General features: G+C 65.7%; 18 protein-coding genes. 14 read left to right on the forward strand and 4 right to left on the reverse strand.

The window, feature by feature from the left end:
- Nucleotides 1-17: 17 nt before the first annotated feature.
- Nucleotides 18-995, reverse strand: coding sequence for a DUF5996 family protein (locus tag VAR608DRAFT_RS07895; RefSeq protein WP_088953559.1), 978 nt, complete (start codon nt 993-995; stop codon nt 18-20).
- A 128-nt stretch (nt 996-1,123) separates the two neighbouring features.
- Between VAR608DRAFT_RS07895 and VAR608DRAFT_RS07900 the strand changes: the two genes are divergently transcribed.
- Together VAR608DRAFT_RS07900 and adk are read left to right on the forward strand one after the other, a co-directional pair.
- Complete coding sequence (locus VAR608DRAFT_RS07900; RefSeq protein ID WP_088953560.1) at nt 1,124-2,767, forward strand: acyl-CoA synthetase; 1,644 nt, start codon at nt 1,124-1,126, stop codon at nt 2,765-2,767.
- Between the two features lie 42 nt (nt 2,768-2,809).
- Nucleotides 2,810-3,490 (forward strand): adenylate kinase, encoded by a 681-nt coding sequence (gene adk / locus VAR608DRAFT_RS07905; RefSeq protein ID WP_088953561.1) that lies wholly within the window; start codon nt 2,810-2,812, stop codon nt 3,488-3,490.
- A 7-nt stretch (nt 3,491-3,497) separates the two neighbouring features.
- On the opposite strand, the gene VAR608DRAFT_RS07910 is transcribed toward adk, so the two are convergent.
- Entirely contained in the window at nt 3,498-4,511 is a 1,014-nt protein-coding gene (locus tag VAR608DRAFT_RS07910) for a LacI family DNA-binding transcriptional regulator (RefSeq protein WP_088953562.1), read from the reverse strand.
- 122 nt (nt 4,512-4,633) lie between these two features.
- On the opposite strand from VAR608DRAFT_RS07910, the gene VAR608DRAFT_RS07915 reads away from it, so the two are divergent.
- The 12 genes from VAR608DRAFT_RS07915 to VAR608DRAFT_RS07970 are packed head-to-tail and all read left to right on the forward strand — an operon-like array spanning nt 4,634 to nt 18,982.
- Nucleotides 4,634-5,629 carry a Gfo/Idh/MocA family protein gene (locus VAR608DRAFT_RS07915; protein WP_088953563.1) on the forward strand — a complete coding sequence of 332 codons (996 nt, stop codon included), beginning with the start codon at nt 4,634-4,636 and terminating at the stop codon, nt 5,627-5,629.
- 23 nt (nt 5,630-5,652) lie between these two features.
- Entirely contained in the window at nt 5,653-7,248 is a 1,596-nt protein-coding gene (locus VAR608DRAFT_RS07920; RefSeq protein WP_088953564.1) for an acyl CoA:acetate/3-ketoacid CoA transferase, read from the forward strand.
- Nucleotides 7,241-8,020 (forward strand): enoyl-CoA hydratase/isomerase family protein, encoded by a 780-nt coding sequence (locus tag VAR608DRAFT_RS07925; RefSeq protein ID WP_088953565.1) that lies wholly within the window; start codon nt 7,241-7,243, stop codon nt 8,018-8,020. The genes VAR608DRAFT_RS07920 and VAR608DRAFT_RS07925 overlap by 8 nt, the downstream gene beginning before the upstream one ends.
- A 22-nt stretch (nt 8,021-8,042) precedes the next feature.
- Nucleotides 8,043-9,551: an aldehyde dehydrogenase family protein gene (locus VAR608DRAFT_RS07930; RefSeq protein WP_088953566.1), complete on the forward strand. Its 1,509-nt coding sequence runs from the start codon at nt 8,043-8,045 to the stop codon at nt 9,549-9,551.
- A gap of 24 nt (nt 9,552-9,575) precedes the next feature.
- Complete coding sequence (locus VAR608DRAFT_RS07935) at nt 9,576-10,820, forward strand: ABC transporter substrate-binding protein (protein WP_088953567.1); 1,245 nt, start codon at nt 9,576-9,578, stop codon at nt 10,818-10,820.
- 59 nt (nt 10,821-10,879) lie between these two features.
- Nucleotides 10,880-11,746 carry a carbohydrate ABC transporter permease gene (locus VAR608DRAFT_RS07940; protein ID WP_088953568.1) on the forward strand — a complete coding sequence of 289 codons (867 nt, stop codon included), beginning with the start codon at nt 10,880-10,882 and terminating at the stop codon, nt 11,744-11,746.
- Nucleotides 11,747-11,750: 4 nt separating this feature from the next.
- The gene (locus tag VAR608DRAFT_RS07945) at nt 11,751-12,647 is read left to right on the forward strand and encodes a carbohydrate ABC transporter permease (protein ID WP_231973343.1); all 897 of its coding nucleotides are present in this window, start codon (nt 11,751-11,753) and stop codon (nt 12,645-12,647) included.
- A gap of 30 nt (nt 12,648-12,677) precedes the next feature.
- Entirely contained in the window at nt 12,678-13,793 is a 1,116-nt protein-coding gene (locus tag VAR608DRAFT_RS07950) for an ABC transporter ATP-binding protein (RefSeq protein ID WP_088953570.1), read from the forward strand.
- 5 nt (nt 13,794-13,798) lie between these two features.
- Nucleotides 13,799-15,322 carry a GMC family oxidoreductase gene (locus VAR608DRAFT_RS07955; protein WP_231973657.1) on the forward strand — a complete coding sequence of 508 codons (1,524 nt, stop codon included), beginning with the start codon at nt 13,799-13,801 and terminating at the stop codon, nt 15,320-15,322.
- Nucleotides 15,319-16,092 (forward strand): 3-ketoacyl-ACP reductase, encoded by a 774-nt coding sequence (locus tag VAR608DRAFT_RS07960; protein ID WP_088953572.1) that lies wholly within the window; start codon nt 15,319-15,321, stop codon nt 16,090-16,092. The genes VAR608DRAFT_RS07955 and VAR608DRAFT_RS07960 overlap by 4 nt, the downstream gene beginning before the upstream one ends.
- A gap of 2 nt (nt 16,093-16,094) precedes the next feature.
- Nucleotides 16,095-17,759, forward strand: coding sequence for a GMC family oxidoreductase (locus tag VAR608DRAFT_RS07965; protein ID WP_088953573.1), 1,665 nt, complete (start codon nt 16,095-16,097; stop codon nt 17,757-17,759).
- Nucleotides 17,760-17,818: 59 nt separating this feature from the next.
- Entirely contained in the window at nt 17,819-18,982 is a 1,164-nt protein-coding gene (locus VAR608DRAFT_RS07970; protein WP_088953574.1) for a dihydrodipicolinate synthase family protein, read from the forward strand.
- A gap of 9 nt (nt 18,983-18,991) precedes the next feature.
- Here VAR608DRAFT_RS07970 and VAR608DRAFT_RS07975 read toward each other — a convergent pair whose 3' ends face one another.
- Together VAR608DRAFT_RS07975 and VAR608DRAFT_RS07980 are read right to left on the reverse strand one after the other, a co-directional pair.
- A complete protein-coding gene (locus VAR608DRAFT_RS07975) occupies nt 18,992-19,627 on the reverse strand; it encodes a response regulator (protein ID WP_088953575.1) in 636 nt (211 codons plus the stop codon).
- A gap of 8 nt (nt 19,628-19,635) precedes the next feature.
- Nucleotides 19,636-20,988: a cache domain-containing protein gene (locus VAR608DRAFT_RS07980; RefSeq protein ID WP_088958675.1), complete on the reverse strand. Its 1,353-nt coding sequence runs from the start codon at nt 20,986-20,988 to the stop codon at nt 19,636-19,638.
- Between the last annotated feature and the right edge of the window lie 120 nt (nt 20,989-21,108).

The raw sequence follows: 21,108 nt of genomic DNA on the forward strand, positions 1-21,108 counted from the left end.
GAAGCAAGCCGTTGGAATCAGGATGCCTCGAAATCGGCCTGGCCGCGAATCGCCCTCGGCGTGCCCGCCACGCCCATGCCGCAGTCCAGGCTCCGGTCCCAACCCGCAAGATCGGCAGCCGCGCGGTAGCTTCCGGACAGAAAGTCCAGCAAGGCGGCATCGGGGTCCGCGGCCGTGCGGACGGCGTCGTAAGGCAGCAGCCACTCGCCGAGGGTTTCGCTGAAGAACGCCGCGCCGGGTCCGACGGCCGCCCGCGCGAACCCGGGCGGGGCCGGATAGGCATAGGAGAAGAACGCCGCGTTCGGATACGCATCGTTGCCGGGCCAGAAGCCGGCGCTGCTCACTTCATGCGAGTAGGCCTCGCGCGTCACCGGGTCGGGCAGACCCGGGAAGCCGCCCGGATGCGTCGGCGCCGGCCGGCCCGAGAAGCGGGTGACGGCCAGGTCGAAGCTGCCCCAGAAGAAGTGCACCGGACTGCACTTGCCCAGGAAGCTGGTCCGAAAGAGCTTGAACACGCGGTCGGCCTGCATCAGCGCACGCCAGAAGCGATGCACCGCGTCCGCGTCGTAGGACGCGTGCGTCTCGTCGTCCGGGAAGCGGATCGGCGCCGGCAATTCGTTGGGCTTGACGTTGATCGTGACGGCGAAGCCGGCGGCCTTCAGCTCGCCCATCAACTGGCGGTAGAAGGCAGCGACCGACATGGGCGCCAGGGCGAAGCCGCGATCGGGTCCTTCGGAGCTCCGGACGGCGAGACGGTGGTCGACGAAATCGAACTCGATCTCGACCATGCCGCCCGCGGCGTGGATGGCGGTCGTGCCAAGGCCGCGCGCAGTCACGTACAGCGGCACCTGCCATCCATGATTGAGCCAGGGCGACAGGGTCAGGCGGACCTTGCCGACGATCTGTGTCCACAGGTGCAGGGTCTGCAGGGTGTCTCGCCACTGGGCGTAGTCGAGACGTGGCCAGGCATTTGGAGCGGGGTCGGTTTGCTGCATCGTGGGTCCTTTGCACCAGGGATTCGGCGGCGCGCACTGTTGTAGCCCTCTTGCAATCATTCGTCATCTTTCAGCGCGGCTCGTGAAAACTTTGTCCGCGAAGCTATGGGCGCCATCAGGAGAGACCCATGACGCACATCAATCCCTACGCCATGGGGTTGGACAAGAATGCGGCGAATTTCGTCGCACTGTCGCCCCTCTGCTTCATCGAACGGGCCGCCCACGTCTATCCGCAGCGCACGGCCCTGATCTACGGCAGCCTGCGCCGCAACTGGGCCCAGACCTACGAGCGCTGCCGGCGACTGGCCGGCGCGCTGGCCGCGCGCGGCATCGGGCCCGGCGACACGGTCGCCGTGATGCTGCCCAACACGCCGGCCATGTTCGAGGCGCACTTCGGCGTGCCGATGTGCGGCGCGGTGCTCAACACCCTGAACACGCGCCTGGATGCCTCGGCCATCGCCTTCATGCTGGCACATGGCGAAGCGAAGGTGCTGCTGACCGACCGCGAGTTCTCCGGCGTGATCGCGCAGGCCCTGTCCGCGCTGGGCAGCCGCCGCCCCCTGGTGATCGAGGTCGAGGACGAGCACGCGCCACCCGGCCAGCGCCTGGGCGAGATCGACTACGAGAGCTTCCTGGCCGAAGGCGATCCGGACCATGCGTGGCAGCTGCCGGCCGACGAATGGGACGCCATCGCGCTGAACTACACCTCCGGCACCACCGGCAATCCCAAGGGCGTGGTCACCCACCACCGGGGCGCCTACCTGAATGCCGCGAGCAACGCCATCGCCTGGAACCTGCCCGAGGGCTCGGTCTACCTGTGGACCCTGCCCATGTTCCACTGCAACGGCTGGTGCTTTCCCTGGGTGCTGGCGTTGTCGGCGGGCACCAGCGTCTGCCTGCGCCGCATCGATCCGGTGCAGATCTATGCCCTCATCCGTGAGCACCACGTGACCCGCATGTGCGGCGCGCCGATCGTCTACAGCATGATGATCAGCGCCCCGGCCGAACTGCGCGACGGGATCGGCCATGCCCTCCGGGGGCTGGTCGCGGGCGCGGCGCCGCCGGCTGCGGTGATCGAGGGCTGCGAGGCGGCGGGTATCGAGCTCACCCACGTCTACGGGCTGACCGAGGTCTACGGCCCGTCGGCCATCTGTGCCAAGCAGCCGGGCTGGAAGTCGCTTCCCGTCATGGAGCGCGCGCGGCTCAACAGCCGCCAGGGCGTGCCCTATCCGCTGCAGCAGGCGGTGACGGTGCTGGACCCGCAGACCATGCAGCCGGTGCCGGCCGACGGCGAGACCATCGGCGAGATCATGTTCCGCGGCAATGCCGTGATGAAGGGCTACCTGAAGAACCCGGGCGCGACCGAGGAGGCCTTCGCCGGCGGCTGGTTCCATACCGGCGACCTCGGCGTGCTGCATCCCGACGGCTATGTGAAGATCACCGACCGAAGCAAGGACGTGATCATCTCGGGCGGCGAGAACATCTCCTCGATCGAGGTCGAGGATGCGCTGCACCACCACCCGGCCGTGCTCAGCGCCGCGGTGGTGGCGCTGCCCGATGCCAAGTGGGGCGAGGTGCCCTGCGCCTTCGTCGAGCTCAAGCCGGGCAGCACGGTCTCCGAGTCCGAGTTGCTCGACTTCTGCCGGCCGCTTCTGGCGCGCTTCAAGCTGCCCAAGCGCATCGTCTTTGGCGAGCTGCCCAAGACCTCCACCGGAAAGATCCAGAAGTTCGTGCTGCGCGAGCGCGTGCGCTCGGCCAGCGCCATCGAGTGAAGTGCAGCACTTCACGCAACCTTCGACAGATACGAGCACACCATGAGACTGATCTTGTTGGGCGCACCCGGGGCGGGCAAGGGCACCCAGGCCGCCTTCATTTGCCAGAAGTACGGGATTCCCCAGATCTCCACGGGCGACATGCTGCGCGCCGCCGTGAAGGCCGCCACGCCGCTGGGGCTTCAGGCCCAGGCCGTCATGGCGGCAGGCGGCCTCGTGAACGACGACCTGATCATCGATCTCGTCAAGGAGCGCATTGCCGAGCCGGATTGCGCCGAGGGATTTCTCTTCGACGGCTTTCCGCGCACGGTGGCGCAGGCAGAAGCCATGCGCACGGCCGGCGTCCGGCTCGACCATCTGCTGGAGATCGACGTCCCTTCTTCCGAGATCATCGAACGCATGAGCGGACGGCGTTCGCATCCGGGCTCCGGACGCACCTATCACCTGAAGTTCAATCCGCCGAAGGTCCACGGCAAGGACGACCTCACCGGCGAGGCGCTGATCCAGCGCGAAGACGACAAGGAGGAGACCGTGCGCAAGCGCCTCGAGGTCTACGACCAGCAGACCCGTCCGCTCGTCCACTACTACACGAAGTGGGCCGGGACGGACCCGGGCGCAGCGCCGAAGCACTGCGTCGTCGATGGTGTCGGCAGCGTCGAGCAGATCAGGTCGCTGATCTTCTCGGCACTTGGCGACGAGCTGGCGCAGCAGACCGGCGCGTGAAACGGAGTCAGGCCGACTGGCGAATGATCAGGTTGGGCTCGGCGACGTAAACCTGACGCTTCATGGCAGGCTCCTTGATGCGTGCCAGCAGAAGTTCGGCTGCATGCTCTCCGAGCTCGCCAGGATGGACATTGACGGTACTCAGGGGCGGATTCGACAACTCGGAAGCCAGAACGTTGTCGAATCCGATCAAGGCGAAATCCGAGCCCGCTCGCAGGCCGTGCTCGCCGAGTGCGGCCAGGGCCCCGAACGCGACGACATCGTTGTAGCAGATGGCGGCCTTCACGTCGGGCTCCTTCGCAAGCAGGGCCTGCATCGTCTCGTAGCCGCCGGGGCGCGTCGGGTTGGCAGCGATCAGCAAATCGGGATCGACCTTGATCTTCCTGGCGGCCAACGCGCGCTTGTACCCCTTGAGACGCTGCTCGAGCACGACCCCCGTCTTCCCCCCCAGAAATCCAATGCGCCGATGGCCGGCCTCGAGCAGGTAGGTCGTCGCATCGAACACGCCCTGCTCGTTGTCGGCGCCAGCAAAGTCGTAGTTGCCGGGGCCCAGCGTGCGAACCATCACCACCAGCGGAACGCCCCAGCGTTGCACCTCCTGCGGGAGCGTGCCGGGTGTCCCGTAGGCCGGGCAAAGCACCAACCCGGCGGCCCCTTGCTCACGCATCGCCTGAAGCACCTGCTCCTGGCGTTTGGGGTCCTCGTTCGTGTGTGCCATGAGGACGACGTAGCCGGCGTCGACCAGCCTGCGTTCGATGCCGACGAGGATCTCCGCGAAGAAGGGGTTCATCAGGTCGTTGATGACGACGGCGATCGTGTTGGAACGTCCTGCGCGTAGCTGGCTCGCGCGTCGATTCACCACATAGCCCAGTCGGGTGGCGGCTTCGCGCACGCGTTCGGCCGTCTCCGAGGGAATCAACGGGCTGTCCTTCAGCACGAGCGACACCGTGGATTTCGAGACATTCGCGGCCGCGGCGACGTCCAGGATCGTCACGGGGCGAGGGGATTTGGATGGGCTCATGGGACCTTAAGTGTTTTCCCTCAGTTTACGAATTCGACCTTGTCTTTTGTTTGGAACGTTCCAATAATTCATTCAACCGTTCCAATGAATGTAACCCGCAAGGAGACAACGTGGCAAACGAAATGTTCGGATGGGGCCTGATTGGCGCCAGCACGATCGCCGCCGAGCACATGATCGGCGCGATTCGAGCCCAACAGGGCCACGAGGTGGTCGCCGTGGCGAGCAGCAGCGCGGCTCGTGCCAAGGAATACGCGGCCGCCCACGGCATCGCTCGCGCCTACGATTCCGTCGCATCGCTGCTGGCGGACCCCGGGGTGCGTGCCGTGTACATCAGCACGACGAACGAACTGCACCGCGACCAGGTGCTGGCCGCCGCTGCTGCCGGCAAGCACGTGCTATGCGAGAAGCCGCTGGCGCTCACGCTGGATGACGCGCGGCAGATGGTCGACGCCTGCGCGGCCGCCGGCGTCGTGATGGCCACGAACCATCATCTGCGCAACGCAGCGACCCATCGGAGGATTCGCCAGGCCGTCCAGGATGGCGCGATCGGCAAGCCGCTGTTTGCGCGCGTGTTCCACGCGGTCTATCTCCCACCGCACCTGCAGGGATGGCGCATCGATCGGCCTGCCGCCGGCGGTGGCGTGACGCTCGACATCACGGTCCATGACGCCGACACCCTGCGCTTCATCCTGGGTGCGGAGCCCGTGGAGGCGGTGGCGCTTTCCCAGTCCGCTTCCCTGGCGCAGCAGGGGTTGGAAGACGGAGTGATGGCGGTGCTGCGCTTCGACAACGGCGTGCTCGCGCAGCTGCACGATGCGTTCACGACGCCCTTTGCCGGCACCGGCATCGAGGTGCATGGCGATAAAGGGTCGATCGTCGGCCGCAACGTGATGACCCAGCGGCCCGTGGGCGAGGTGTATTTGCGCGATGCCGCCGGGGAGCGGCAACTGGAGGTCGAACACGAAAACCTCTACGTGCGTGGCGTGGCCCGGTTCTGCGCCGCCATGCGCGGCGACGGTGTGCCTGCCGCGACTGCCGACGACGGGGTGCGCTCGCTCGCGACCGCGCTCGCAGTGCTCGAGGCCTGTCGCACCGGTTCGACGGTGCGCATCGACTGAACAGAGAGTCCTTAGGAGTCTTCATGAAGAAAGTGATTTCCGCCGAGCAGGCGGCGGGACTGGTGCGCTCCGGCGATGTGGTGAGCATCAGTTCCTCGAGCGGACTCGGCTGTCCCGACAAGGTTCTCGCGGCGATCGGCGCGCGTTTCGACCGCGAGGGCCAGCCCGCGAACCTCACCACGCTGAATCCGATCGCGGCGGGCGACATGTACGGCATCAAGGGAATCGATCACATCGCAAAGCCCGGCCTGCTGTCCCGCATCCTGGCAGGCTCCTATCCGAGCGGCCCTTCGTCACTGCCCATGCCGCAGATCTGGCACATGGTGGTCGACAACCAGGTCGAGGCCTACAACATCCCGAGCGGGATCCTGTACGACATGCACCGTGACGCCGCGGCAAAGCGGCCCGGCGTTCTCACGAAGGTCGGCCTCGGCACCTTCGTCGATCCCGACCTGCAGGGCTGCGCGATGAACGATGCTGCAGCCAAGCGCCCCGTGGTGCGCAAGGAGACCTTCGATGGCCAGGAATGGCTGTACTTTCCCGCCGTCGCCCCCCAAGTGGCGATCATCCGCGCCACGACCGCGGACGAACAGGGGAACCTGAGCTACGAGCACGAAGGTGCCTTGCTCGGCGGGCTCGACCAGGCGCTGGCGGTCCGCAACAACGGCGGCATCGTCATTGCCCAGGTCAAGCGCGTCGTCAAGTCCGGAAGCCTTCGGCCGCACGATGTGCACGTCCCGTGCAACCTGGTCGACTACATCGTGGTCGATGCCGAGCAGTGGCAGACCACACAGACTGTCTACGACCCGGCCATCAGCGGAGAAATCCTGCAGCCGCTTGCGTCCTTCGAAGCGCAGGAATGGGGCCCCGAGAAGGTCATCGCCCGGCGCGCGGCCATGGAGCTGGCCCACGGCCATGCGGCGAACCTCGGGTTCGGCATCTCGGCCAACGTGCCCCGCATCCTGCTCGAAGAGGGATTGCACGGCGAGGTGACCTGGGCGATCGAACAGGGCGCCGTCGGCGGGATGCCGCTGCTCGGATTTGCCTTCGGATGCGCCTCGAATGCGGACGCCATCATGGCTTCCCCGAATCAGTTCACCTATTTCCAGGGCGGCGGCTTCGACGTCGCGCTGCTTTCCTTCCTGCAGGTCGACGCTGGCGGCAGCGTGAACGTCTCGAAGCTCGGCGCCAAACCCTATCTCACGGCGGGATGCGGCGGCTTCGTCGACATCACGGCGCATGCCAGGCGAATCATCTTCTCCGGGTTCTTCACGGCGGGCGCCAGGCTCGAGGTCGGCGACGGGAAGCTGACGATCGTGAAGGAAGGAAAGACGCGCAAGTTCGTCAGGAACGCCGAGCACATCACATTCAGCGGCGTGGTCGGACGCTCACGCGGTCAACGGGTGACCTACGTCACCGAGCGGTGCGTCATCGACCTGGAGGCTGACGGACTGATCGTTCGCGAAATCGCTCCGGGCATCGATCTGCAGCGCGACGTGCTTGATCAGGCCGAGATCCCTCTTCGCGTGGCCGACGACTTGCGGGTCATGAGCGCCGCGCTGTTCACCGACGCGCCGATGGGCCTGCAACTGAAGGCCGAGGAGCTGCGCCGTGGCTGAATCCTTTGTCCGCATCGAGCGCGAAGAGGCCGTCGCCACCGTCACCGTGGACCGCCCTTCGAAACTCAACGCATTGACGCCGTCCATGCTCGATGAACTCGAGTGCGCCGCACGGACACTCGAAGCCGACGGCGAGGTCCGGGTCGTCATCCTGACCGGCGGGGGCAACAAGGCGTTTTGCGTCGGTGCCGACATCAACGAGTGGGCGGCGCTGCGGCCTTTGGACATGTGGCGACGCTGGGTGCGCCGCGGCCATCAGGTCTTCGACCAATGGGCCCGCCTGCGCCAGCCCGTCATCACGGCCATCAACGGGCATGCGTTCGGTGGCGGTCTCGAACTGGCAATCACCGGTGACGTGCGGCTCACCGCCGACAAGGCCACGTTCGCATTGCCCGAAGCCTCGATTGCGACCTGCCCCGGGTGGTCGGGAACCCAACGGCTCGTCAAGCTGATCGGTGCCAGCCACGCCAAGTACCTCGCGCTGAGTGGGGTCCGGGTGCCGGCGTCGTCGGCGCTGGGCAGCGGCCTGGTGCACGAGGTCGTCGAGGGAACAGCGCTGCTGGAACGGGCTCGCGCGCTGGCCGAGGACATGGCCGGGAAGGCGCCGGTCTCGGTTCAGCTCACCAAGCAGCTCATCAATGCCGCTGTCGGCGAAGACGCCGCCTCGACGCTGGAAGCGATGGCCGGAGCGCTGGCCGCCACCACGGACGATGCCGCAGAAGGCATCCGGAGCTTCCGGGAAAAGCGGCAGGCCGCGTACCTGGGTCACTGAATTTCCTCTCACCGGATACACGATGAACCCAACCACCACCAACCCCGCGACGGCATTCGCACGCGCTCCATACCAGGGGAAGCTTCTGATCGATGGTGCCTGGGTCGATGCTGCCGATGGCGCCACGCACGAACGGAGATCCCCCGCGCACGACAAGGTCGTCGCCGTCTATGCGAAGGCGGGTGTCGCCGACGCCGAGCGTGCGATTGCCGCTGCCCGGGTGGCCTTCGATCGCGGTCCGTGGCCGCGCATGAAGGGCGCCGAACGTGCCCGGATCCTGCGCGCAGTCGCCGAAGGGATCCTTGCGCGCAGGCATGAACTCGCTCTGTTGGAGACGCTGGAAAACGGAAAGCCGCTGCAACAGTCCCTGTCCGAGATCGAAGGGGCGGCGGACCTGTGGCACTACGCCGCAACCTTGGCTCGCAACCTGCACGGGGACAGCTACAACACCTTGGGTGAGAACACCCTCGGCGTCGTGCTGCGGGACCCGATCGGCGTCGTCTGCATCATCACCCCGTGGAACTTTCCGTTCCTGATCGTGAGCCAGAAGCTGCCGTTCGCACTGGCTGCCGGCTGCACCGCAGTCGTCAAGCCTGCGGAGGTGACGTCCGGCACGACCGTCATGCTGGGCGAGATCCTGATTGCCGCTGGAGTACCCGCGGGTGTCGTCAACATCCTCGTCGGCCTGGGCAGCGTCGTGGGCGACACGCTGGTCACCCATCCGGACGTGGACATGCTGTCGTTCACTGGCTCCACGGCGGTGGGCAAGCAGGCGGTCGCGAAGTCGGCCCAGACGCTCAAGAAGGTTTCGATGGAGCTGGGCGGCAAGAACCCCCAGATCGTCTTCCCGGACTGCGATTGGGACGCCGCGGTCGACGCGGCGGTGTTCGGCATCTACTTCAACGCCGGCCAATGCTGCAACAGCGGCAGCCGAATCCTGGTGCACGAATCGATCGCCGAACGATTCGCTGCTGCGATCGTCGAGCGCTCGAAGCAGGTGAGGGTCGGCGATCCTCTCTCCGAGGGCGTGCAGGTTGGAGCGATCACGACCAACAGGCAGCTCGAAACCATCCTTTCCCACATTGCCGCTGCCCGCCAGGCGGGAGCCACCGTCGCGCTGGGTGGATCGCGGATCGGAACCACCGGCATGTTCGTCGAACCGACGGTCGTCACCGGCGTCACCCGCGACATGCCGATCGCCCAGGAAGAGGTGTTCGGGCCGGTCCTGGCAGTCATGCCGTTCAAGGATCTCGACCATGCGATAGCGCTTGCCAACGGCACGCTCTACGGCCTTTCGGCTGCCGTCTGGAGCCAGGACTTCAGCACCTGCCTGAGCGCTGCACGCCGGATCAAGGCCGGAACGATCTGGGTCAACACCTTCCTGGAAGGCCACGCGGAGCTGCCGTTCGGCGGCTATCGCGAAAGCGGCATCGGCCGCGAACTCGGGCGCTTTGCGACCGAGGACTACACCGAGACCAAGACCCTGCAACTGCATCTCGGCGGACGGACCGACTGGTACTTGCCGCGCTGATCACCACCCCAACTGGAGACACTCATGAAGAAGCATCTGATCTCGTTTTCCATTGCGGCCGCGACGGCCGTCCCGGGCTTCGCGCAAGAGCAGAGCGTGGAGGTCCTGCATTGGTGGACGTCCGGCGGCGAGGCGGCCGCGCTCAACGTCCTGAAGACGACCCTCGAAAAGCAGGGCGTCAAGTGGAACGACATGCCTGTTGCCGGCGGCGGCGGGGAGGCGGCGATGACGGCAGTCCGCGCACGGGTGACGGCCGGCAATCCCCCCACCGCCGTCCAGTTGCTCGGCTTCGATGTACAGGACTGGGCGAAGCAGGGCGTCCTCGCCGACCTCAACGACCTGGCCAGCAAGAACGGCTGGGACAAGGTCGTTCCGCCCGCGGTGCAGAAGTTCTCCAAGTACAACGGCAAGTGGGTCGCGGCTCCCGTGAACCTGCACTCCACGAACTGGATCTGGGCCAACAAGGACGTCCTGGCAAAGGCCGGCGTCACGGCCGAGCCGAAGGACTTCGACGAGTTCATTGCCGCGGCCGAAAAGGTGCAGAAGGCGGGCTTCATCGGCATCGCCCACGGCGGGCAGCCTTGGCAGGAAGCCACGGTCTTCGACAGCGTTGCGCTCTCGACGGGCGGCGTCGACTACTACCGCAAGGCCTTCATCGACCTCGACGCGAAGGCGTTGAACTCGCCGACGACACTCAAGGTATTCCAGCGCATGTCCCAGATCCGCAAGCTGGTCGACAAGGACTTCTCCGGGCGCGACTGGAACGTGGCATCGGGCATGGTGATCAGCGGCAAGGCCGGCTTCCAGATCATGGGGGACTGGGCCAAGGGAGAGTTTGTCAACGCGAAGAAGGTGCCCGGCAAGGATTTCGTCTGCTATCGCTTCCCCGGTACCCAGGGCGCAGTGTCGTTCAATACCGACCAGTTCGCGATGTTCAAGCTGAGCGATCCCCAGAAGGTCGCGGCGCAGATGAAGCTGGCCGCCGACATCATGGACCCTTCGTTCCAATCCACCTTCAATGTCGCCAAGGGCGCGGCACCGGCCCGCTCGGATGTGCCTGACACGGCATTCGACGAGTGCGGCAAGAAGGCGATCAAGGACGCAGCCGAAGCGAGCAGGAACGACACGCTCGTCGGCTCGATCGCCCATGGCCACGCCGTTCCCGCTTCGATGAAGAACGCCTTCTACGACGTGATCACGCGCCACTTCAACGGCCAGATCGACGACAAGAAGGCCGTGGCGGAAATGGTCTCGGCCGCCAGGAACTAGAACGCCTTCGAGTCCTCGTCAACGCCGGGAGCCTCGCTCCCGGCAAGCGGAGCCCTGCAATGAAAGCCGGATACCTGCCCAAGCTGCTGTTCAGTCCCAGCGTGATCCTCGTGCTGGTGTGCGTGTATGGCTACATCATGTTCACGATCTACCTGTCCTTCACTTCGTCGACGATGCTTCCGTCGTTCGAGTTGACGGGCACGGCGAGCTACAAGCGCCTTCTCGGCCTCGAGAACTGGCAGGTGTCGCTGCGCAACCTCGGCACCTTCGCCAGTCTCTACATCCTCGTTGCGTTGACCTTGGGGCTGGGGTTGGCGATCCTGATCGACCAGAAGATCCGGGCCGAGAGCGCGTTCAGATCGATCTTCCTGTATCCGATGGCGCTGTCGTTCATCGTCACGGGGACCGCGTGGAAATGGCTTCTCGACCCCGGAGTCGGTCTCGAGCGTTCGATGCATCTGCTGGGCTGGGAGTCCTTCTCCTTCGGCTGGATCAAGGACAGCGAGATGGCGATCTACTGCGTCGTCATTGCCGCGGTGTGGCAGACGAGCGGCTTCGTGATGGCCATGTTCCTCGCGGGACTGCGCGGCATCGATTCCGAGCAGGTGAATGCGGCGCGAGTCGATGGAGCCAAGACCTGGCAGATCTATCTGCGGATCATCCTGCCGCAACTCGGCCCGGTCTTCGTCTCGGCCTTCGTGATCCTGGCGCACATGGCGATCAAGTCGTATGACCTGGTGGTGGCCCTGACGAACGGCGGGCCCGGGCGCTCGACCTGGCTGCCTTCGGTCTTCATGTACCAGTACACGTTCACCCGCAACGAAATGGCGGTGGGCGCCGCCAGCTCGGTGCTGATGCTGGTTGCGATCGGCGCCGTGGTCCTTCCCTACCTCTTCAGCGAAATGCGCAAGGTGCAACATGGCTGATGCAATGACCCATGCAGCGCCCCGGGTTCACGGGGCCAGCGGTGTCCAGCCCCGGCTGGACGTGGCCCGGATCGTCCTTTACCTGATCCTCGCCGTCTGCGCCGTCATCTTCCTGATGCCGGTCTATGTGATGCTGGTGAACTCGTTCAAGCCCCTGGACGAGATCCGAAGCGGCAACCTGATGGCGCTCCCGCTGGATTGGACCGTCGCCCCCTGGCTCAGCGCCTGGAGCACGGCACAGATCGGTGTGCAGCCGACCGGGCTGAAGCCCTTCTTCATCAACTCCTTCCTGATGGTGATCCCGGCGGTCGTCCTGTCGACCCTCATCGGAGCACTCAACGGCTACATCCTCACCCAGTTCAAGTTCCGGGGTGCGCACCTGATGTTCGCTGCGATGCTGTTCTCGGTCTTCATCCCCTTCCAGATCGTGCTGATTCCCATGGCCAAGACGCTGGGGTTCCTGGGGCTTGCCGGCACGGTGAAGGGGCTTGTCTTCGTGAACACCGTCTACGGCATCGGCTTCACTACGCTGTTCTTTCGCAACTACTACGCCGCCTTTCCAGGCGAACTGATTCGATCCGCACGGATGGATGGCGCAGGCTTCTTCGGCGTGATGCGGCACATCCTGCTTCCCAACAGTGCGCCGATCATCGTCGTGACCGTCATCTGGCAATTCACGAACATCTGGAACGAGTTCCTCTTCGGTGCATCGTTCAGTGATTTCAGTTCGTTCCCGCTCACGGTTGCGCTCAATAACCTCGTGAACAGCAGCACGGGCGTCAAGGAATACAACGTGCATTTCGCGGGGGCCTTCATTGCAGCGCTGCCGACGCTGGTGGTCTATCTCATTTCAGGCAAGTACTTTGTCCGCGGCCTGATGGCCGGTTCGGTCAAGGGCTGAGCTTCAACTCGAATTCATTGGAGACACATCATGGCTGCTCTCGATCTGGTCCACGTGCAGAAGAGTTTTGGACCCGTGAAGATCCTGCACGACATCTCGATCGATCTTCAGGACGGCGAATTCCTCGTGCTCGTCGGACCCTCCGGCTGCGGCAAGAGCACGCTCATGAACATCATTGCGGGCCTCGAAGAGCCGACCGGAGGAGCGCTCAAGCTCGAGGGCCGGGACATCACCCATGTCGCGCCTGCCGAGCGCAACATCTCGATGGTGTTCCAGTCCTATGCGCTCTACCCGAACATGACGGTCGCGCAGAACATCGAATTTCCGTTGCAGATGCGCAAGGTGGACAAGTCGCAGCGCGCCGAGCGGGTGAGGTCGGTGTCCAAGCTCCTGCAGATCGAGCATCTGCTCGAGCGCAAGCCCAGGCAGCTTTCGGGCGGCCAGCGGCAACGTGTCGCGATCGGCCGCGCGCTGGCGCGCGAACCGCAGCTCTACCTCTTCGACGAGCCGCTGTCGAACCTCGACGCGCAGCTTCGGGTCGACATGCGAACCGAGATCAAGAAGCTCCATCAACGCCTGAAGGCAACGATCGTCTATGTCACGCACGACCAGATCGAGGCCATGACGCTCGCGACCCGCATTGCGGTCATGAAGGGCGGCGTGCTGCAGCAACTCGGCACACCCCACGAGGTGTACAACCGCCCGGCAAACACCTTTGTGGCGGGCTTCATGGGATCACCTAGGATGAACCTGACCCGCGCCCGGGTCACTTCGAGCGACGGCGCGCTGATGCTCGAGATCGGCGCGGGAAAGGGGTCGAAATGCAGCATCCCCGTACCCCCGGGGGCGGCTGGCTTGCGTGGCTATGCCGGCGAGGAGGTCATCGCAGGCATTCGTCCCGAGGCTGTCAGCCTGGCACGGGAGGGCATGGTGACGGGGCCGAATCAATGCCTTGTCGATGCCAGCGTCGAAGTGATCGAGCCCACGGGTGCCGACACGCTTGCGCTGCTGGATCTCGGCGGAAGCGAGTTCACCGTGCGGCTGGAGCCGGACGCCCCGCTCACACGGGGGCAGCGCGCGCGGTTCCTGATCGATCTGTCGAAGCTGGTGTGCTTCGACGCAAAGACAGAAATGTTGATCGAGTGAAGGCCATGTCGGAGTCGTGCGATGTGCTGGTCATCGGGTCGGGCGTGGGCGGCGGAGCGATCGCGCGTCAACTGGCCGGAACGGGTGCCAAGGTGCTCATCGTCGAACGCGGCCCGGTGCTTCCTCGCGAACCCCAGAACTCGGACCCCGAGGCCGTGTTCGTGGACCTGCGCTACCGCAGCAACGAGACATGGACGAGCGGCGAGCGACGCTTCCGGCCAGGCCAGTACTACTACGTGGGCGGGCACACGAAGTTCTACGGAACGGCGATGTTTCGTTTTCGTGCCCTGGATTTCGAGGCACGGGAACTCGAGGACGGCGTGTCTCCCGCCTGGCCCATCCGCTACGCCGATCTCGAGCCGTGGTACGCACTCGCCGAGCGGTTGTTCGGTGTACGCGGACAGTCGGGCCTGGATCCCACCGAGCCGCCTCGCAGCGGCCCGTATGACCATCCGCCGATCCCGCACGAACCGGTGCTCGCCGAGATCGAGGCGCGGCTGAAGGCGCAAGGACTTCATCCCTTCCCCATGCCCGCCGCGGTCGACTATGGCGGGCTCTGTCGTCGCTGTGGCACCTGCGACGCGTTCCCCTGTCAGTTCGGCGCCAAGGGCGATGCGGAGAGGTGCCTCGTTCGTCCAGCGCTGCTTCAGCCCAATGTCGAGCTGAGGACAGAGTCATTCGTCGAGCGGCTCGTCACCGACGCCAGCGGGCGCCGGATCGAAGCGGCGGAGGTCATCGAACAGGGCGTGCGCAAGCGCATTCGAGCGGGCCTCTTCGTTGTCAGCGCTGGCGCGATCAATTCCGCGGCGCTGCTGTTGCGATCTGCGACCGATCGACATCCGCGCGGTCTTGCCAACTCCAGCGACGTGGTGGGGCGGTACTTCATGAATCACAACTGCACCGGTTTGATGGCCTTGCATCCTGCGCGTCGAAACCCGACGCGGTTTCCAAAGACCTTGTCGATCAACGACTACTACTTCGGTGATGCCGATTCGGGCGGGAAGGGGCCGCCGCTGGGCAATCTGCAGCTCCTGGGGAAGCTCTCCGAGCCCATCTTGCGTGGCGCCATGCCGGCCTGGACGCCTCGTGCGCTGCGCACGTGGCTGGCGGAGCACAGCGTCGACTGGTACGTCATGTCGGAGGACCTGCCCCATCACGAGAGCACCGTTCGTCCCAATCCGGATGGGGGAGTCGATCTGCGCTGGCACAGGACGAACATGAATGCCCATCGGCAGTGGGTGCGCAAAGCTTCAGGGATCATCAGGCGAAGCGGGTATCCCATCGTGCTGACCAAGCCCTTCACGATGGACACGCCTTCACATCAGTGCGGCACCGTGCGGTTCGGGGACGATCCGCGGACGTCCGCGCTCGATCCTCATTGCAAGGCCTGGGACCACGACAATCTCTATGTCGTCGATGCGAGCTTCTTCCCCTCCTCGGGGGCGCTCAATCCGGCGTTGACCATCGCTGCCCAGGCCCTGCGTGTCGGTCATCACCTCAGAACGAACCTGAAGGCTGCTTCGTCATGAACAACTCTGCACGCCCCTCCAGACCCGTTGCGCTGGTCACCGGTGCGAGCCGCGGCATCGGCGCCGCCATTGCGATCGAACTGGCTGCCAGAGGCTTCGACATCGCGATCATGGCGATCGACGATGCGAGCGAGACGGCGGCGGCCATCGAAGGCCAGGGTGCCCGTGCCCTCGCGTTTCAAGGCAATCTCGCCGACGTCGCGGAGCATGCGTCGATGCTCGAAAGCATCGCTCTGTGGGGCGGTCCCGTGACCTGCCTGGTCAACAACGCCGGGATCGGGTCGCCGAAGCGCGGGGATCTGCTCGATGTGCAACCGGAGGCCTTCGACCTTGTCCTCGATACCAATCTGCGCGGGACCTTCTTCCTGACGCAGCAAGTGGCGCGGCAGATGGTCGGGACCCCGTCCGGCGCGCCGCAATCGATCATCACGGTTTCTTCGGTCAGCGCGGAACTCGCATCGGTGGAGCGGGGCGAGTACTGCCTGTCGAAGGCCGGACTGGGCATGCTGACCAAGCTCTTCGCGCTACGCCTGGCCAAGCAGGGCGTGGGCGTGTTCGAGATCCGGCCCGGTGTGATCCGGACCGCGATGACGGCCGGTGTGGCCGACAAGTACGACCGCCTCATCGCGCAGGGGCTGGTGCCGATGGACCGCTGGGGCCTGCCCGAAGACATCGCGCGCGTCGTTGCGGAGCTGGCCTCGGGCAGGTTCGCGTTCGCTACCGGTTCGGTCATCAACGTCGACGGTGCGCTTTCCATTCCGAGGTTGTGAGCATGGACAACTATGACTACATCATCACCGGGGGCGGGTCGGCAGGCTGCGTGCTCGCGAATCGACTGAGCGCCGATCCGCAGGTCAAGGTCCTGCTGCTCGAGGCCGGCGGTTCCGACTGGCATCCTTTCTTTCATATGCCGGCCGGCTTCGCAAAGATGACGAAGGGCATCGGCTCCTGGGGATGGCAAACCGTTCCGCAGAAGCACCTGAAGGACCGCGTCCTGCGCTTCACCCAGGCCAAGGTGATCGGGGGCGGGTCGTCGATCAACGCTCAGCTCTACACGCGCGGCGTGCCCGCCGACTACGATGAATGGGTGACCGAGGAGGGTGCGGAGGGCTGGTCTTACCGCGAGGTGTTGCCGTACTTCAAGCGTTCCGAGAACAACGCGCGCTTTGCGAACGAATTCCACGCCTATGGCGGGCCGCTCGGCGTATCGAACCCGATCAGCCCGCTGCCCATTTGCGAGGCCTTCTTCCGGGCCGGGCAGGAACTGGGCATTCCATTCAATGCCGACTTCAACGGCGCGAGCCAGGAGGGCCTCGGCTACTACCAGCTGACGCAACTGGACGCGAGGCGCTCTTCCGCCTCGATCGGATTCCTCGACAAGGAGGTACGCAGTCGCCCGAACCTCACGGTGATGCTGCAGAGCCAGGCACTCAGGGTCGTCGTGGAGGGAGATCGTGCCGTTGGCGTGGAGATCGTCAGCCGCGACAATGCGTCGCCCCGCATCGTGAGGGCGGAGCGAGAGGTCATCGTCTCGTCCGGGGCGATCGGGTCGCCCAAGCTGCTGATGCAGTCGGGCATCGGCCCCGCAGATCACCTGGGTTCTGTGGGCGTGCGTGTGGTGCACGACTTGCGTGGCGTCGGAAGCAATCTGCAAGACCACCTGGATCTGTTCGTGATCGCGGAATGCACCGGCGACCACACCTATGACAAGTACAACAAGCCGCATTACGCGGCCATGGCTGGCCTTCAATACCTGCTGTTGAAGACGGGTCCGGTCGCCTCGAGCCTCTTCGAGACCGGTGGATTCTGGTACGCGGACCCTGGCGGGCATGCCCGCTCGCCGGATATCCAGTTTCATCTCGGACTCGGCTCCGGCATCGAAGCAGGCATGGCCAAGCTGAGGAACGCCGGCGTGACGCTGAACACGGCCTACCTCCGGCCCCGCTCCCGCGGCACCGTGAGGCTGGCGAGCAAGGACCCGGGTGCGGCGCCTCTGCTCGACCCGAACTACTGGTCGGATCCCTACGATCGGAAGATGGCGATCAAGGGCTTGCGGCTCGTGCGCGAGATCCTGTCGCAACCCGCCATGAAGCGCTACGTCCAGGCGGAGGTCTTGCCGGGCAGTCGGCTCAAGACCGACGATGAACTCTTCGACTATGCGTGCGCCAATGCGAAGACGGACCACCACCCCGTGGGCACCTGCAGGATGGGTCCGGCCGACAGCCCCGACAGCGTCGTGACGCCCGACCTTCGCGTCATCGGCTTGCGGGGCCTGCGGGTGGTGGACGCTTCAGTCATGCCGCGCGTTCCCTCCTGCAACACGAACGCTCCGACCATCATGGTCGCGGAGAAGGCGGCTGACCACATCCTGGGCCGCCTCGGCAACGCGGCCGCGAAAGCAAGGCGCACGCTTTCGCTCGCAGAGCGAATTGATTGAGGCCGGACCCGGGCCCACCGTTCATTGAACTCGCGCATGGGTTGCGCAAAGGAGCAGTCATGGAAATTCGTCTACCGCAGTCCGACGGCAGCCTCAAGCGCTACGCCGTCCAGGCCAGTCCCGTCCGTCCGCAGCAGCCGCTGCCGGCGTTCAACCGCACGGTCTATGCAGCCGCCCACGTGGTGATCGACCCCTTCGCCACGGTCGATCCGTGGGATGCGTCCCCGATCGTCGACTGGGACACCACGCTGGCCTTTCGCGAGCACCTGTACAAGCTGGGCTTCAAGGTCGCCGAGGCGATGGACACCGCCCAGCGCGGCATGGGTGTGGACTGGCCGGTGGCCCGGGAACTGATCCAGCGGAGCCTGCGGCACGCACGATCGGTCGGCGGCGACCTGGCGTGCGGCGCCGGCACGGACCAGCTGATCGCGGGCCCCGAGGTGACGCTGGCCGACGTCGAGGCGGCCTACCGCGAGCAGCTCGGCGTGGTCGAGGCCGAGGGCGGCCGCGTCATCCTCATGGCGAGTCGTGCGCTGGCCCGTTGCGCGCGCGGCGCGGACGACTACCTGTCGCTCTACGGACGCCTGCTTCGTGATGTCTCCAGGCCCGTGATCCTGCACTGGCTGGGCGAGATGTTCGACCCGGCCCTCCAGGGCTACTGGGGATCGAACGATCTGGCCACGGCACTGGACACGGTGGCGCACCTGATCGGCGACAACGCCTCGAAGGTGGAGGGCATCAAGGTCTCGCTGCTCGACGCGAAGTGGGAGCTGGCGCTTCGTCGCCGCTTGCCCGCGGGCGTCAAGATGTACACCGGCGACGACTTCAACTATGCCGAGCTCATCGCGGGGGACGACAGCGGCCACTCGCATGGCCTGCTCGGGATCTTCGACCCCATCGCCCCGGTTGCCGCGGCCGCGCTGGCCGAGCTTGCCGCCGGTAACGCGCAGCGCTTCCGCAGCCTGCTGGACCCGACCGTGGCGCTGTCGCGGGAGATCTTCCGGGCGCCGACGCGCCACTACAAGGCCGGTGTGGTGTTCATTGCCTGGCTCAACGGGCAGCAGGACCACTTCTCGATGGCGGCCGGGCTGCAGTCGGCGCGCGGCGCCGCGCACTTCGCCAAGGTCTTCGAGCTGGCCGACCAATGCGGCGTCCTCTGCGACCCCGAGCTGGCCGTCCTGCGCATGAAACGCTACCTGTCCATCTCCTGCGGCATCGATTGAAGGGACTGGCTACAAGGTGATCCACCCGTTGGCCACGGCGATCTTCAGCAGGGCGCTGGCGGAGTCCGCCCCCAGCTTGCGGCGCAGGCTGAAGCGATGTGTCTCGACGGTGCGCACGCTGATGTCGAGTTGGCGCGCCACCGCCTTGTTGCTGTGCCCGTGCGCCAGGAAGCGGAGGATCTCGTGTTCCCGCGCGGTGAGCTGTGGCGTCGCCGCTTCGGCCTGGGCGAGCACGTGCGCGATGCGCGGGCTGAAGTATTCGCCGCCGGCGCACACCTCGCTGATGGCGGTCAGGATCTCTTCTGTCGGGGACTCCTTGAGCACATAGGCGCGTGCCCCGGCGCGGATCGCACTCACCACGTACTCGCGGTTGTCGTACATGCTGAGCATCAGCACGCGGATCCCGGGATGCCGCGAGCGCAGGGCGGTGGCCAGCTCGATGCCGTTCATGCCGCGCATGCCGACGTCGATCAGCATCAGGTCGGGCGGATCGGCCTTCGCCAGTTGCAGCGCCTCGGGGCCGCTCGACGCTTCGCCGATGACCTGCAGGTGCGTCACCACCGCCAGCCTCGCACGCAGGCCGTCGCGCACCAGGGCGTGGTCGTCCACGATCATCAGGCGGATGGGGGGAATCGGTGCGTCCATGTTCTTCTTCAGGCCGTGACCTGCAGGGGAAAGCTCGCGACCAGCGACGTGCGGCCCGGCGTGGAGACGATCTGGAAGCTGCCCTGGTGGCGCTCGACGCGCTCGCGCATGTTGGTGAGGCCGATGCCGCGGTCCTTGCTCGACTCGACCTGCTGGACGTCGAAGCCCTGGCCGTCATCCACGATGCGCAGCTCGAGCCGCTCGTCCGAGTCGTCGAGGTAGATGTCGACCCGCTGCGCGCCGGCATGCCGCTCGATGTTGCGCAGGGCTTCCTGCGCGACGCGGAACAGGCTCACGGCCTGCAGCTCCGGCAGGTCGTCGTTCGCGCTCGACGACACATGGACCTGCAAGCCCTTGCGCTCGGCCAGCTCGTTGCCGATGTGTTCGAGTGCGGCCGGCAGCCCGAGGTCATCCAGCAACGCCGGTCGCAGGTCATGCGAAATGCGCCGCACCTCGCTGATGGCCTGCGAGAGAGCGCTGATCTCGCGGTCGATGGCCGTCACCGGCTCCCGGCCGGGATGGGCGAGCCGGTGGCCGACCAGCTCGAACTGGTACTTGATCGACACCAGCAGCTGGCAGATGTGGTCGTGCAGCTCGCGCGAGACGCGCGCGCGTTCTTCCTCCTGCGAGGTCACGACCCGGTGCGCGAGCGCCTTGAGCTTGCGGTCGGCCTGCCGCTGCTCGGTGATGTTGAGCGCCATGCCGCCGGCGAACACCGCGAGCGCGGCCACCACCGCGACCGCTGCCAGCCCCCACAAGGTCTGGCGCACGCTCTCGAGCAGGCTGCCGCGCAGCCTGGCGGCGGCCGCATCGACGTCGTCGACGTAGATGCCGGTACCCAGCATCCAGCCCCAGCGCGGCAGCTCGATCGAGTAGCCGAGCTTGCGCTCGATGCGCCCGTTCGACGGCTTGGGCCATTGGTAGGGCGTGAAGCCGCCGCCCTCGCGGGCGCGCCGGATCAGCTCGCGGATCATGTAGACGCCGTCGCCATCGCGCCGGTCCCACAGGTTCTGCCCGATCAGATCGGGCTGCCGCGGATGCACCAGCACCTGCCCCTCCATGTCGTAGACGAAGAAGTAGCCGTCATCGCCGAAATTCATGCTGGCAAGGATGGCCTTGGCCTGCTCCTTGGCGGCTTCGTCGTCGCGCCCGGCGCCGTAGAGGGGGTCGATGGAAGTGAGCGCCAGCGCGACATAGTTGCGCAGCTCTTCGCGCTTGGTGTTGAGCAGCACCTCCTCGAGCACCTTGGCCTGGTCGCGGTCGAGGTGCTCGGTCTCGACGGCGAGCAGGCCGCCGATCAGCGCAATGGCGAGCAGCAAGGGCGCAACGGCAAGCAGGAGGATCTTGGCCTTCGGTTTCATGGCCGGCATTGTGCTGCTGCGCGCATGGCTTGGCGGGGTGCCCCGCGGGTTCTCGTTTTCCCGTATGCAGAACTACGCAGACGCTCTCCGCATTGATGCGAATGGGTTGAACGCACGCTG

The organism is Variovorax sp. HW608 (assembly GCF_900090195.1).
In the GTDB taxonomy this organism is placed as follows: Bacteria; Pseudomonadota; Gammaproteobacteria; order Burkholderiales; family Burkholderiaceae_C; genus Variovorax.

Bases quoted from the DNA above. Each gene is read 5' to 3' on its own strand.
- VAR608DRAFT_RS07960 (WP_088953572.1), top strand. From the start codon at position 15,319: ATGAACAACTCTGCACGCCCCTCCAGACCCGTTGCGCTGGTCACCGGT.
- VAR608DRAFT_RS07935 (WP_088953567.1), top strand. From the start codon at position 9,576: ATGAAGAAGCATCTGATCTCGTTTTCCATTGCGGCCGCGACGGCCGTC.
- VAR608DRAFT_RS07940 (WP_088953568.1), top strand. From the start codon at position 10,880: ATGAAAGCCGGATACCTGCCCAAGCTGCTGTTCAGTCCCAGCGTGATC.
- VAR608DRAFT_RS07895 (WP_088953559.1), bottom strand. From the start codon at position 995: ATGCAGCAAACCGACCCCGCTCCAAATGCCTGGCCACGTCTCGACTAC.
- VAR608DRAFT_RS07955 (WP_231973657.1), top strand. From the start codon at position 13,799: ATGTCGGAGTCGTGCGATGTGCTGGTCATCGGGTCGGGCGTGGGCGGC.
- VAR608DRAFT_RS07965 (WP_088953573.1), top strand. From the start codon at position 16,095: ATGGACAACTATGACTACATCATCACCGGGGGCGGGTCGGCAGGCTGC.
- VAR608DRAFT_RS07970 (WP_088953574.1), top strand. From the start codon at position 17,819: ATGGAAATTCGTCTACCGCAGTCCGACGGCAGCCTCAAGCGCTACGCC.
- VAR608DRAFT_RS07930 (WP_088953566.1), top strand. From the start codon at position 8,043: ATGAACCCAACCACCACCAACCCCGCGACGGCATTCGCACGCGCTCCA.
- adk (WP_088953561.1), top strand. From the start codon at position 2,810: ATGAGACTGATCTTGTTGGGCGCACCCGGGGCGGGCAAGGGCACCCAG.
- VAR608DRAFT_RS07915 (WP_088953563.1), top strand. From the start codon at position 4,634: ATGTTCGGATGGGGCCTGATTGGCGCCAGCACGATCGCCGCCGAGCAC.
- VAR608DRAFT_RS07945 (WP_231973343.1), top strand. From the start codon at position 11,751: ATGACCCATGCAGCGCCCCGGGTTCACGGGGCCAGCGGTGTCCAGCCC.
- VAR608DRAFT_RS07900 (WP_088953560.1), top strand. From the start codon at position 1,124: ATGACGCACATCAATCCCTACGCCATGGGGTTGGACAAGAATGCGGCG.
- VAR608DRAFT_RS07980 (WP_088958675.1), bottom strand. From the start codon at position 20,988: ATGAAACCGAAGGCCAAGATCCTCCTGCTTGCCGTTGCGCCCTTGCTG.
- VAR608DRAFT_RS07975 (WP_088953575.1), bottom strand. From the start codon at position 19,627: ATGGACGCACCGATTCCCCCCATCCGCCTGATGATCGTGGACGACCAC.
- VAR608DRAFT_RS07910 (WP_088953562.1), bottom strand. From the start codon at position 4,511: ATGAGCCCATCCAAATCCCCTCGCCCCGTGACGATCCTGGACGTCGCC.
- VAR608DRAFT_RS07920 (WP_088953564.1), top strand. From the start codon at position 5,653: ATGAAGAAAGTGATTTCCGCCGAGCAGGCGGCGGGACTGGTGCGCTCC.
- VAR608DRAFT_RS07950 (WP_088953570.1), top strand. From the start codon at position 12,678: ATGGCTGCTCTCGATCTGGTCCACGTGCAGAAGAGTTTTGGACCCGTG.